Origin of the sequence: Paraburkholderia panacisoli, assembly GCF_008369935.1 — a bacterium.
GTDB lineage: Bacteria > Pseudomonadota > Gammaproteobacteria > Burkholderiales > Burkholderiaceae > Paraburkholderia > Paraburkholderia panacisoli.
The window spans coordinates 44,647-57,251 of the sequence record NZ_VTUZ01000029.1 but is presented as its reverse complement, the minus strand read 5'-3'; the positions used below and the strand labels follow the sequence as shown (position 1 = coordinate 57,251).

At 64.6% G+C, this 12,605-nt stretch carries 9 protein-coding genes and 2 pseudogenes; 10 read left to right on the top strand and 1 reads right to left on the bottom strand.

Going from position 1 to position 12,605, the window contains the following annotated elements; all coding sequences use genetic code 11:
* Positions 1-14: 14 nt before the first annotated feature.
* The 4 genes from FVF58_RS33010 to FVF58_RS32995 all read left to right on the top strand — a co-directional run bounded on the left by FVF58_RS33010 (position 15) and on the right by FVF58_RS32995 (position 4,625).
* Positions 15-782 (top strand): ABC transporter permease, encoded by a 768-nt coding sequence (locus FVF58_RS33010; protein WP_149674013.1) that lies wholly within the window; start codon positions 15-17, stop codon positions 780-782.
* A 46-nt stretch (positions 783-828) separates the two neighbouring features.
* Entirely contained in the window at positions 829-1,665 is an 837-nt protein-coding gene (locus FVF58_RS33005; RefSeq protein ID WP_246217264.1) for a type 2 periplasmic-binding domain-containing protein, read from the top strand.
* Between the two features lie 212 nt (positions 1,666-1,877).
* Positions 1,878-3,215 (top strand): LLM class flavin-dependent oxidoreductase, encoded by a 1,338-nt coding sequence (locus tag FVF58_RS33000; RefSeq protein WP_149673948.1) that lies wholly within the window; start codon positions 1,878-1,880, stop codon positions 3,213-3,215.
* An 87-nt stretch (positions 3,216-3,302) separates the two neighbouring features.
* On the top strand, positions 3,303-4,625 hold the full coding sequence (locus FVF58_RS32995) for an LLM class flavin-dependent oxidoreductase (protein ID WP_149673947.1): 1,323 nt from the start codon (positions 3,303-3,305) through the stop codon (positions 4,623-4,625).
* Between the two features lie 106 nt (positions 4,626-4,731).
* On the opposite strand, the pseudogene groEL reads toward FVF58_RS32995, so the two are convergent.
* A pseudogene (gene groEL, locus FVF58_RS32990) lies at positions 4,732-4,926 on the bottom strand (chaperonin GroEL); the annotation flags it as partial.
* 300 nt (positions 4,927-5,226) lie between these two features.
* Between groEL and FVF58_RS32985 the strand changes: the two are divergent.
* From FVF58_RS32985 to FVF58_RS32960, 6 genes and pseudogenes are all read left to right on the top strand, one after another.
* Positions 5,227-6,444, top strand: a complete 1,218-nt coding sequence (locus FVF58_RS32985; protein ID WP_149673946.1) for an acyl-CoA dehydrogenase family protein — start codon at positions 5,227-5,229, stop codon at positions 6,442-6,444.
* A 45-nt stretch (positions 6,445-6,489) separates the two neighbouring features.
* Positions 6,490-6,833: pseudogene (locus tag FVF58_RS32980) on the top strand (DUF3088 domain-containing protein).
* Positions 6,834-7,123: 290 nt separating this feature from the next.
* Entirely contained in the window at positions 7,124-8,728 is a 1,605-nt protein-coding gene (locus FVF58_RS32975) for an ABC transporter substrate-binding protein (RefSeq protein WP_149673945.1), read from the top strand.
* Positions 8,729-8,741: 13 nt separating this feature from the next.
* On the top strand, positions 8,742-9,722 hold the full coding sequence (locus FVF58_RS32970; protein WP_149673944.1) for an ABC transporter permease: 981 nt from the start codon (positions 8,742-8,744) through the stop codon (positions 9,720-9,722).
* 42 nt (positions 9,723-9,764) lie between these two features.
* Positions 9,765-10,736, top strand: coding sequence for an ABC transporter permease (locus tag FVF58_RS32965; protein ID WP_149673943.1), 972 nt, complete (start codon positions 9,765-9,767; stop codon positions 10,734-10,736).
* Positions 10,737-10,832: 96 nt separating this feature from the next.
* A complete protein-coding gene (locus tag FVF58_RS32960) occupies positions 10,833-12,548 on the top strand; it encodes an ABC transporter ATP-binding protein (protein ID WP_149673942.1) in 1,716 nt (571 codons plus the stop codon).
* The last annotated feature ends 57 nt before the right edge of the window (positions 12,549-12,605 follow it).

Sequence of the window (12,605 nt, the reverse complement as noted above, 5' to 3'; positions counted from 1 at the left end):
TTGCTCGCCGCAGCGTGCGCTTTTCGGTGGCGTTCGAGCGCTCAGTCGCGCTCATCGCTTTCGTGCTGCTGTGGGAATTGTTGCCGCGCGTTGGCGTCGTCAGCCCGGCTTATCTGAGCCCGCCGTCGCAGGTGGCCGTCGCGATCGTGCGGCTCTTCGACAACGGCGAAGTGTGGAAGCATCTCGGCGCGAGCGCGTTCCGCTCGCTCAGCGGTCTGTTGCTGGCGGTCGTCGGTGGAGTGGTGTGCGGCTTTGCGCTCGGCTGGTTTCGCCGCGCCGAACGCATTGTCGATCCGCTCTATCAATTGCTTCGGCAGGTGTCCGCTTTCGCGCTGTTTCCCGTGTTCATCCTGTTCCTCGGGATCGGCGAGTCGTCGAAGATCGCCATCATCGTGTGGGCTGCTTTCTGGCCGGTGTTGCTCAATACCATTTCGGGCGTCAAGCAGGTCGAACGTGTTTTCATCGACTGCGCGCGTTCGATGGGCGCGTCGCAGGGATTCATCTTCGCGAAGGTGGTGTTGCCTGCCGCGCTGCCTGAAATACTCACAGGTCTCCGGCTCGCGGGCGCGTACAGCATCACGGCGCTGGTCGCGGCGGAGATGATCGGCGCCCGCTCGGGACTCGGCTTCTACACGCTCAATTCGCAGGAGACGTTCCAGATTCCCGACATGTACGCCGGCATCGTGCTGCTGGCGTTATTCGGCCTTTTGATCAACAAGAGTCTTTCGCTGCTTGAACGGCGCTTGCTGCGCTGGCGGGTGGGACTCGCGCAAAATGGCTAGAGCGGGGCATGCGGTTGCGCTACAAGTCGACCGACGACCGCGATGGGTGCCGTTTGCGATCGTGGCCGCGCTCGCGCTGTCAGTAGCGTTGCTTGGCGCGCCGGTAAGCGGTGCGCTGCGGGGCCTTTTCGGCGAGCAACGGCCTTTCGCCGCCGCCATCGCGCGCGGCTCTCTGATCGTCGCGGTGCCGTCGCAACCGATGCCGACGCTGAACGTCGGCAAGGTCGACCGATCGGCGCGCGCACCCGATGCTTTCTCCGCAGCGCTGGCGGCTGATCTCGGCCGGCGCGTCGGACTTCCAGTGGAACTGCTGCTCGCGCAGCCTCAGGAGGCGCGTTCGGCCGTGCAATCGGGTAAGGCGGATGTTGCAATCGCCGGACTCGCGTTTGCTCCCGATGCGTCGGTTGCCTTCTCGCCGACTGCCTACTCGTCCGGACGTGGCGCGGCGCTGGTTTTGCGCCACGGCGACGTTCGGGACTGGCGCGACCTGCAAACGCGCGCGATCTGCGCGTCGCGAGAAAGCCCATTCGCGGCGCGCGCCGCGCAACGGTTGCGGGCCGCGTTGCACAGTTTCGATCGTCCGCTCGATGCGTTGCTCGCTTTTCAGGCGGGCGAATGCGCGGCGCTCATCGATGACGAGTACGTGATCCGTGCGTTGCTGAAACAGCCGGACTGGGCCTATTACCGCGAATTGCCGGGCACGGTCGCGCCCAAGCCCGCATTCGTTGCGTTGCGCGCAGGCGACCTCGCGAGTGCGGCGTTCGTCGAACGAACCGTGAGCGACTGGCGCCGTCAGCGCTGGTTGTCGACGGTGCGTCAGGAGCAGGCGAGCAGGCTCGCGTTCGATATGTTCAACGCCGAGAACGATTTGTATTGCCACTAGAAAGATCGCTTGCCGGATCGGTCAACGCGCGACCACCAGCAAACCAGAAAAGCCGACCCGCCTTTCAAGCGGTTTTCGTTAGTTCATTGCGGAATATGGATCTGCTGATTTGTTGGTGGCGAGAATGGACCCAGGCAACGAGAATCCAATGAATCGCGCGCGTCGTTTGCCCGGCGCGAGAGCACGCCTTCAATCCCCAAACCCGGACTTCCATGAGCAGACGTAGCGGACACCTGCGCCTCGGCGCTTTTCTCTATCCTTCCGGGCATCACATCGCGGCGTGGCGTCATCCCGAGGCGCAGGCGGACGCGGGCGTGAATTTCCGCCACTACGTGCAACTTGCGCAAACAGCCGAAGCCGCGAAGTTCGACCTCGTCTTTCTCGCCGACGGTGTGGGCACGCGCGGCGACGACGTCGACTTTCTGAGCCGCACCGCGCATAGTTACGTGGCGCAGTTCGAGCCGATCACGCTGCTGTCGGCGCTGGCAGCGGTGACCGAACGCATCGGCCTCGTAGGCACAGCGTCGACGAGCTTCAACGAGCCGTATCACATTGCGCGTAAATTCGCGTCGCTCGATCACATCAGCGGCGGCCGCGCGGGCTGGAATCTGGTCACGTCGTCGAATGAGCACGAAGCGAAGAACTTTAATCGCGACAAACATTTCGACCACGCCGAGCGCTATGAGCGTGCCGCCGAATTCGCCGAAGTCACGGCGGCCCTGTGGGACAGCTGGGAGGACGACGCCTTCGTGCGCGACAAGGCGCAGGGGCGTTTCTTCGAGCCGGGCAAACGGCACGTGCTGGATCACAAGGGGCGCTTCTTTCAGGTGAAGGGGCCGCTCAATGTCGCGCGTTCGCCGCAGGGGCATCCGGTCGTCGTGCAGGCGGGGTCGTCGGAAGCGGGGCGCGAGCTGGCCGCGAAGACCGCCGAGGTGATTTTCACCGCGCAGCAGACACTGCAAGACGCGATCGACTTTTACGCAGACGTGAAGGGCCGCATGCGGGCGTATGGCCGTCATCCCGACGATCTCAAGATCATGCCCGGCGTGTTGCCGATTGTCGGCCGCAGCGAGAGCGAGGCGACGGAGAAGTTCGAACAATTGCAGTCGCTCGTCGATCCGAAGGTGGGTCTCGCGCTGGTGTCCGGGCTGACCGGCGGTTTCGATCTGTCGGAGTATCCGCTCGACGGACCGATTCCCGAGCTGCCGGAAACGAATGCGAGCAAGAGCCGGCAAGTGCTCACGATCGAACTGGCCCGCCGCGAAAATCTGACCATCCGCCAGCTCTATTTGCGGGTCGCGGGTGCGCGCGGTCACTGGCAGCTCGTGGGTACGCCGGCGCAGATCGTCGATCAACTCGAAGAACGCTTTGTGAATCATGGCGCCGACGGCTTCAACGTGATGCCGCCGGTGCTGCCGCACGGCCTGAACGATTTCGTCGATCTCGTGCTGCCGGAACTGCGGCGGCGCGGCCTGTTCCGCGAGGAATACGAAGGACGTACGCTGCGCGAGAACCTGGGGTTGCGGCGGCCGGCGCATCGCGTGAGGTGAGTGCATCCGCGGCGCTGCGAGCCTGCAAGCAGCCGCGATACAGCAGGATTAAACTGGCGCGACCCTGTTCGCAACGGAGATCGGCAGATGTCACGTCAGCTACGCCTCGGCGCCTTCATGCGGCCCGCGACGATTCATACCGGCGCATGGCGCTATCCCGGCGCCTATCCGGACGCCAACTTCAATTTCGCGCATCTCAAGCGTTTCGCGCAAACGCTCGAACGCGGCCGCTTCGACGCGTTCTTCATGGCCGACCACCTTGCGGTGCTCAACATGCCACTCGACGCGCTCAAGCACAGCCACACGGTCACGTCGTTCGAACCGCTCACGTTGCTCCCCGCGCTCGCCGCGGTCACTGAACGGCTAGGGCTCGTCGCGACCGCGTCCACCACGTTCGACGCGCCTTATCACGTGGCGAGGCGATTCGCGTCGCTCGATCACATCAGCGGCGGCCGCGCCGGATGGAATCTCGTGACGACGTCGAATCCGGATGCCGCGCTCAATTTCGGTCTGGACGAGCACGTCGTACACGACGAGCGCTATCGGCGCGCCCGCGAGTTCTTCGATGTGGTCACAGGACTGTGGGATAGCTGGGCCGACGACGCATTCATCCGCGATACGGCGACCGGCACCTTCTTCGATCCGCAAAAGCTGCATACGCTGAACTACAGGAGCGAGAATTTTTCGGTTCGTGGGCCGTTGAATATCGCGCGTCCCATTCAGGGGTGGCCGGTTATCGTGCAGGCGGGGTCGTCGGAAGCGGGGCGGCAGATCGCCGCCGAAACCGCCGAGGTGGTGTTCACCGCGCAAAGCAGCCTGGCCGACGGAAAGCGCTTCTACACCGATGTGAAAAGCCGCATGGAGCGGCTCGGCCGGCAGCACGATCACATGAAGATCCTGCCCGCCGCGTTCGTCGTGGTGGGCGATACGCTGGAGCAGGCGCAGGAAACGCGGGCGCGGCTCGACACGTTCGTTCATTACGAAAGCGGCCTTGCGTCGTTGTCGATTGCATTGGGGCACGACGTGTCCGGTCTCGATCCGGACGGGCCGCTGCCGGACATTCCCGAGACCAACGCGAGCCGCACGGCGCGGCAACGGGTGGTCGAGTGGGCGCAGCGCGACGGGTTGACGATCCGTCAACTCGCCCAGCGCATCGGCGGCTATTCGGGGCTGGAAATGATCGGCACGGCCGGGATGATCGCGGATCAGATGGAGCAATGGCTGCTGGAAGAGGGCTCGGACGGTTTCAACGTGATGTTCTCGCATCTGCCCGTGGGCCTCGACGATTTCGTCGATAAAGTGATTCCGGAATTGCAGAGGCGGGGGCTGTTCCGACGCGAGTATGAAGGTGTGACGTTACGCGAGAATCTAGGTTTGCCACGGCCCGCGAACCGGTTTTTTCCCAGCTGATGCAGACCGTTCGTTCCGTTGCTGCGAGGTGCGGAGTGAAAGCAACGCACACAGGCACGCTCGTTACCGCATGCCCGCGTGCGTGATTGCGACTCGACGTGGATGCTCAGAAATCGAGTCCCGGCGCGCCCGCGCTCGGACCGCTCGGCTGACCCGCTGCCGGCGCATCTTTCGGTGCTTCGTGCACGGTGGCATCGGTCGTCAAGAGCAGACCCGCGACCGATGCTGCGTTCTGCAGCGCCGTGCGCGTGACCTTGGTCGGATCGAGCACGCCCGATTCGACGAGGTCGCCATACTCGCCGTAGGCTCATGTTCGACTTTCCGCGATTGAAATATGGCACTCGTCGTTGGTGAGTGCTGACCGGGATCGAGTATAGAAACAGCCTCTGCATTGCTCCAATAACGGATTCGTCGATCCTTTTCGGCGATTGGCATTTCAGAATCCCGCATATCTATAGCTCGATTCGCTGGTTTTGCAGGCGAAGCCGCGTCCCTATACTGGTCCGTCATATCGACGCGCGCCACGCGGGCGCCGATTCACGCTCCAACGACACACAGTCGGATCCAGTCCGATCCGAGCGCTTTTACAAGGATTCAACGCATGCAGGTTTCTCAGGACAGCGCCGCGCGCGCGAAGCTCCAGGCTGCGCTCGCCGCTTTGCCGGGGCTGGCGCAGGCGATCGGCGAAGACGCCGCGCAACGTGAAGTGCGGCGCGAGCTGCCGTTCGATCGCTTCGCTCTGTTTCGCGAATCCGGTCTGAGCGTGCTCCGCTTTCCGGCCGAATGGGGCGGACTCGGCGGCTCGCTGGAAGATCTCTTTCACGTGATCGCCACGCTGGCCGCGCATGAATCGAATGTCGCGCACGCATTGCGGATTCACTTCGATCTGACCGAGCAATTGTTGTTGTCGCCGCGCTCCGCGTTCAACGACACGCAGATCGAACGCGTGCGGCAAGGGGCGATTTTTGGCGGCGCGTCGACGGAACTCGGCACGTCGAGACCGGGCGAAATCGTCACGAAGCTGGTGCGAGACGGCGCGCATTTTCGCGTGTCGGGCAAGAAATACTATTCGACCGGCACGGCGTTCTCCGACTACGCACGCATCAACGTGCAGGACGAGAACGACGAGAAGGTGTCGATCGTCATTCCGGTGTCCCGTGAGGGGCTACAGGTTATCGACGACTGGGACGGCATGGGTCAACGCATGACGGCGAGTGGCAGCCTCGTGCTCGACAACGTGCAGGTCTTTGCCGACGAGATCGCGACGCGCGGCTATACGAGTCTTGCCGGCCGTCATGGCAGCGCGGTGCGGCAGTTGCATCTGGTGAGCGTCGCGGCGGGCATCGTGCGCAACATCGTCGCGGATGCACGGCGCTATGTGACGCAATACGGGCGGCCGGTGCTGCATAGTCCGGCGCCCTCGGCGCGCGAAGACGGCTTCGTGCAGCAGGTGGTGGGCGATCTGGCCGCGCATAGTCTGTCGATCGATGCACTGGTCGCAAACAATGCGCGCACGCTCGACCGTTCAGCGAATGCGATTCACAGCGGCGCGCCCGATGCGGAGGAACTCGTATTGGAAGGGGCGCTGACCACGGCCAAGACCCAACTCGTGGTGAGCAAGCTCGCGCTCTTCGCCGGCGAGCGCTTGTTCGAAATCGGCGGCGCTTCGGCCACGGGGCGCGCGCACAATTTCGATCGTCACTGGCGCAATCTGCGCACCATCTTCAGCCACAACCCGCTGCTGCACAAAGCGCGCGTGATCGGCGACTACGAACTGAACGGCGTGACCACGCATCTGACTGAAGGACGCGTGTTCTGAAGCAGCGCAGTCATCCACTCACACCTTATTCGAGCATCGCTCACCATGAGCCGAGATTTGCTATTGCTGCTGGAGCCTGCTTTACCGATCTGACGCATCCCGGTGAGTGCTTCATCTGCCCGGACGGGGCGCCCATCGAAGGCTTGCTGGCGAGCGATCCCGCGCTCAACGCGCGCCTCGATGTCCGCCGGCTGCCGTTCCCGCGACCGCGCGCCGCGGAGATCGAAGCGCTCGATGCCGAGCATCAGAGTCTGCCCGTGCTGATTCTCGGCGACGAGCAGCCGGCGCCCGCCGACGCTCAGACGCTAGGCGAAAAGCGCTTCGTGACGGATACGCGCCGCATTCTGGATCTGCTCGCGCAGCGTCACGGTTTTCCGAAAGTGCATTGAGGCATTCACGACGTGCGCCTGAACTGCAGCCTGATCGGGCGCGCGTGCGTTAGAACAGAGGCTTGATACCGGCCGACCTCGTCCTCGACTGAAGTGAGCGAACGTGAACACGCCGAGCGCGGCGAAGCTTTTCGTCCCGACTGTGCTTTGCATATACATAACGATTGGTTCTTTTGCTGCCGTAGCCGCTCTATCGTGAGCGCTGCGGCAGCGGCATTGCCGACATCACCACGACGACATTCCATTCGGCCCGAACGGGCCGAACCATCGGCAAAAAGGATCTGAACCACATGGCAGGGCTGAATCGACGCGATTTTCTGATTTCATCGGGCGCAGCGCTCGCGGCCGCCGGCATGCCGGCGCTGGCGTGTGCACAAGGCGAGGCGAGCGCACCAAAGCGCGGCGGCACGCTGAACATGCTGATCAATCCGGAGCCACCGGTACTCGTGTCGATCTTCCAGACTACCGGGCCCGCGCTCGTCGCAAGTTCCAAGGTACTCGAAGGCCTGCTCGCCTACGACTTCGACTTGCGTCCGAAGCCGCAATTGGCCACCGCCTGGGCAGTCAGTCCGGACGGCTTGAGGTACACGTTCACGCTGCGCCAGAACGTCAGATGGCACGACGGTCAGCCGTTCACATCGGCCGATGTGGCGTTTTCGATCGACCTGCTGAAAGCGGTGCATCCACGCGGCCGCAGCACGTTCGCCAATGTCACTCGGGTGGCGACGCCGGACGCGCGCACCGCCGTGATCGAATTGTCGAAGCCGGCGCCCTACCTGTTGAAGGCGCTGTCGGCCGGCGAATCGCCGATCGTGCCGAAGCACCTGTACGCGTCCGGCGATCCGCTGTCGAATCCGCACAACAACGCGCCGGTCGGCACGGGCCCGTTCCGTTTCAAGTCGTGGACGCGCGGCGCGAATATCGTCTACGAACGCAACCCGGACTACTGGGACGCCGGCAAGCCGTACATCGACGGTCTGGTATTCAAGGTGATTCCCGACGCCGCAGCGCGTTCGGCCGCCTTCGAAACCGGCGCGCTCGATCTGGGCGGCGAGAATCCGGTGCCGCTCACCGATCTGCCGCGCCTCGCGCAACTGCCGCAACTGGCTGTGGAAACGCGCGGCTATCGCTTTCTGGAGCCGCTCTCCGAGATCGACTTCAATCTCGAACACCCGATCCTCAAGGATCTGCGCGTGCGCCAGGCGATCGCGCACGCGATCAATCCGCAGGTCGTGCAGCGCACGGTGGCCTACGGCTACGCCGATCTGTCGCCGACGCCGATCACGCCGGGCTCGCCATACCACGACGCCCAGCTCACCCCATACGTGTTCGATATCGCCAACGCGGAAAAGCTGCTCGACGCGGCTGGCTATCCGCGCAAGGACGGCGGCGTGCGTTTTCGTCTCACGCATGACTTCCTGCCTTACGGCGACATGTACCGCCGTCAGGCCGACTACGTCAAATCGGCGCTCGCGCGTGTCGGTATCGACGTCACGGTGCGCTCGCAGGACCTGCCGGCGTTCCTGAAACGCGTCTATGCGGACCGCCAGTTCGATTTCACGAGCATCGGCGTCAACACGCTATTCGATCCGAGCGTGGGCGTTCAGCGGCTCTACTGGTCGAAGAATATCCGCGCTGGCGTGCCGTTTTCGAACGCGCCGCACTACAGCAATCCCACGGTCGACAGCCTGCTCGAAAACGCCGCGGTCGAAACCGACGAGAGCAAACGCATCGCGCTGTATCAGCAGTTTCAGCAGATCGTCTATCGCGAGCTGCCGATTCTGAACCTGGTCGCGCCGCGCATGATCACGCTGGCGAACCGGCGCGTTCACAACCACACCGTGTCCGCGCAGGGCCTCGAAGGCAATCTCGCGGATGTTTATCTGAGCGCATGACGGGAGCGACACGATGAGCCGAGGTTCGCGTTTTGCCGCGATTGTCCGACGGACCGCATGGCAGGCATTGCCGACGATGATCGGCATCGTGATTTTGAACTTCTTCCTGCTGAAGCTGATGCCGGGCGACGCCGCCGACGTGCTGGCCGGCGAATCCGGTTCGGCAACCGTGGAAACGATGCAGGTGCTGCGCGCGAAGTTCGGGCTCGACCAGCCGGTGCTGCATCAGTTGGGGTCGTACCTCGCGCATCTGTCGCATTTCAGCCTCGGCTATTCGCCGCGCTACGACATGCCGGTGATGCAACTGATCCTGTCGCGTCTGCCCAATACGCTGCTGCTGATGGGCGTGGCGTTGTCGTTCGCACTCGTGGCGGGCGTCGTGCTCGGTGCGGTGATGGCACATTGGGCCGGCCAATGGCCGGACCGCATGCTGTCGGTTCTGGCCTTGCTGTTCTACTCGACGCCGGGCTTCTGGATCGGCCTGCTTGCCATCGTGCTGTTCTCCGTGCATCTGGGGTGGCTGCCGAGCGGCGGCAACATCACGCTCGGCGTCCAGCTGCACGGCCTGGCCTGGTTCGCCGATGCGGCGAAACACGTGGTGCTGCCGGCCGCCACGCTGGCGACTTTCTTCGTCGCGATCTATGCGCGGCTCACGCGCGCCGCGATGCTGGAAGTGCAGCGTCAGGACTTCGTGCGCACCGCGCAGGCGAAGGGTTTGCATCCATGGCGCGTGACGGTGCGGCATGTCCTGCGCAATGCGTTGATGCCGCTCACGACCATCGTCGGGATTCATTTCGGCACTTTGCTGGGCGGCGCCGCGGTCACGGAGACGGTGTTCAGCTGGCCCGGCCTCGGCCGTCTCGCGCTCGACGCCGTGATGGCGCGAGATTTCAGCGTGCTGCTCGGTGTGCTGCTGCTGTCGTCGCTGCTCGTGATTCTCGCCAATGTTCTGGTCGATCTGCTGCAGGCCTGGCTCGACCCCCGCGTCGCGTGACGGATCACGCCGACGCCACCCGTTTTTTCCCAGAGGGATGACATGGCTTCCGACTCTTCCAATCTGATTTCCACGACGCCCGAGCCCGCAGCATCGCCCTGGCGGCGTCAGCTGGCCGGTGCGCTGCTCGGTCTGCGTCGCGGCGATCCGGCCGCGTCGCCCGGCACGCGTGCAGCGGGGCGCGGAGTCTGGCGCGCGCTGCTGCGCAATCCGTCCGCGCTTGCCGGGCTCGTGCTGCTCGCCGCCTTCATCGCGCTCGCGTTGAGCGCGGGGCATCTGTTTCCGGGCGATCCGCTCGACATGGTGGCGGCGCCCTTCGAGTGGCCGGGCGCGGACCCGCAATACCGGCTCGGCACCGACTCGCTCGGACGCGACGTGGCCGCCGGCGTCGCGCACGGCACGCGCGTGTCGCTGCTGATCGGCGCGGCGTCGGCGGGAATCGGGCTCGTGATCGGCACGCTGGTCGGCGCGACGGGCGGCTTCTTCGGTGGCGCGATCGACGATCTGCTGGTGCGCGTGACCGAACTCTTTCAGACCGTGCCTTCGTTTTTGCTGGTGATCGTGATCGTCGCGATCGGCCGGCCGAGCGTGACGATCATCGCGCTCGCGATCGGCATCGCGTCATGGCCAACCGTCGCGCGGATCGTGCGGGCGGAGTTCCGCACGCTGCGCCAGTCCGACTTCGTGCTCGCGGCGCGCAGCCAGGGTTTCAGCAACGCACGCATCATCGTCGGAGAAATTCTGCCGAACGCGTTGCCGCCGGTGATCGTGACCGCGTCGGTGATGGTGGCGAGCGCTATTTTGATCGAATCGTCGCTGTCGTTTCTCGGCATGGGCGACCCCAACGTGGTCAGCTGGGGCGGCATGATCGGCGCGGGGCGCGACTCGCTGCGCACCGCCTGGTATCTGACCGCCGTTCCCGGCGCGGCGATCGTGCTCGCGGTGCTCGCACTGAATCTGCTCGGCGACGGCCTGAACGACGCGCTTAACCCGCGCCTGCGCGAACGGGCATGACCTCTGCGTAGCCGATGAATAGGCCGATAACGAGGCCCACAACGGGGCGCACAACCAGGTCGACAACCAGGCCGACAACGAATCGAAGGATGCACCGTGGCAAACCTGCTTGAAGTACGCGACCTGCGCGTGAGTTTCGGCGCGCACGAGGCCGTGCGCGGCCTCAGTTTCGATATCGCGCAAGGCGAGACGCTGGCGCTGGTCGGCGAATCGGGTTGCGGAAAATCGGCGACCGCCCTTTCGCTGATGCGCCTCGTGCCCACGCCGGGACGCGTGACGGGAAGCCTGCGTTTTGACGGCCGCGAGCTGCTCGATCTATCGGCGCGCGAGATCCGCGAGATTCGCGGGCAACAGATCTCGATGATCTTTCAGGAGCCGATGACGTCGCTCAATCCCGTGCTGTCGATCGGCGCGCAGATCGTCGAGACGTTGCGGCAGCATGAGAGTCTGTCCAAAGCGGCGGCAGGCAAACGCGCGGTCGAACTGCTCGAACTGGTGCAGATTCCCGAGCCGCAGCGGCGCGTGTTCGACTTTCCGCACGAGCTATCCGGCGGTCAGCGGCAACGGGTGATGATCGCGATGGCGGTGGCTTGCCGGCCGCGTCTGTTGATCGCGGACGAACCGACCACCGCGCTCGACGTCACGATCCAGGCGCATATTCTCGAACTGCTCGACGGCTTGCGGCGCGAGTTGTCGATGTCCTTGCTGCTGATCACGCACGACCTCGGCATCGTCGCCCAGCACGCGGATCGCGTCGCGGTGATGCTGGCGGGCGAGAAGGTGGAGGAGGCGCCGGTCGCACGGCTCTTCACGCAAGCGCAGCATCCGTACACGCGGGGGCTGCTCGGCGCGTCGCTGAATCTCCCGGACGATCTGCATTATCGCGGCTGGAAGCTGCCGGAAATCCGTCACGGTATCGGCGAAGACGGCAAGGCGAGCTTCGCCGTGGTGCCGCGTTCGGTGCGGACCGGGCAATACGTTGCGGATGCGGCTTCCTCGCCACGCGACGAGGCGGCCGGCGATGCGCCGCTGCTCGAACTGCAGGACGTGCGCATCGACTACCCGCAGCGCCACGGCAAGAGCACGCTGCGCGCCGTGGACGGCGTCTCGTTGCGCATCGCGCGCGGCGAGACGGTCGGGCTCGTGGGCGAATCCGGCTGCGGAAAATCGACGCTGTCCAAGGCGATTCTGCGGCTCGTGCCCACCGCCGGCGGCGCCATCCGTTTGCGCGGCACCGACCTCGTGCCGCTTCGCGAGCGCGAACTGCGGCCGCTGCGGCGTCACGTGCAGATGGTGTTCCAGGACCCGTACGCATCGCTCAATCCGCGCCGCACGGTGGCGGAGATTCTCGATACGGTGCTGGTGGTCAACGGCATCGGCAACGCGCAGCAGCGCCGCTCGCGGATCGCCGCCATGCTCGACCGGGTCGGCCTGCCGAGCTCGGCGCTGGGTCGCTTTCCGCACGAGTTTTCGGGTGGGCAGCGGCAACGCATCGGCATTGCGCGCGCGCTGGTGCTCGAACCGGATCTGCTGATCTGCGATGAGCCGGTGTCCGCGCTCGACGTATCGATTCAGGCGCAGATTCTCAATCTGCTCGTCGATCTGAAACGCGATCTCGGCCTTGCGTATCTGTTCATCTCGCACGATCTCTCGGTGGTGCGCTATATCGCCGACCGCGTGCACGTGATGCAGGCCGGGCGCATTGTCGAGAGCGGGCATCAACGCGACATCTGGCGCGCGCCGCAGCACCCGTACACGCGCATGCTGCTCGATGCGATTCCTGGCCGGACTTTCGACGCGCAGGCCGCGTAGCCAGCCGTTCCGTTCATGGCAGCGGGCGAGGACGCGCGGCGCCTGCGCCGATTCGAG

What these genes read in the sequence shown, in the direction of transcription:
- FVF58_RS32985 (WP_149673946.1), top strand. Translation starts at nt 5,227, where the DNA reads ATGCAGGTTTCTCAGGACAGCGCCGCGCGCGCGAAGCTCCAGGCTGCG.
- FVF58_RS33000 (WP_149673948.1), top strand. Translation starts at nt 1,878, where the DNA reads ATGAGCAGACGTAGCGGACACCTGCGCCTCGGCGCTTTTCTCTATCCT.
- FVF58_RS32970 (WP_149673944.1), top strand. Translation starts at nt 8,742, where the DNA reads ATGAGCCGAGGTTCGCGTTTTGCCGCGATTGTCCGACGGACCGCATGG.
- FVF58_RS32975 (WP_149673945.1), top strand. Translation starts at nt 7,124, where the DNA reads ATGGCAGGGCTGAATCGACGCGATTTTCTGATTTCATCGGGCGCAGCG.
- FVF58_RS32965 (WP_149673943.1), top strand. Translation starts at nt 9,765, where the DNA reads ATGGCTTCCGACTCTTCCAATCTGATTTCCACGACGCCCGAGCCCGCA.
- FVF58_RS32995 (WP_149673947.1), top strand. Translation starts at nt 3,303, where the DNA reads ATGTCACGTCAGCTACGCCTCGGCGCCTTCATGCGGCCCGCGACGATT.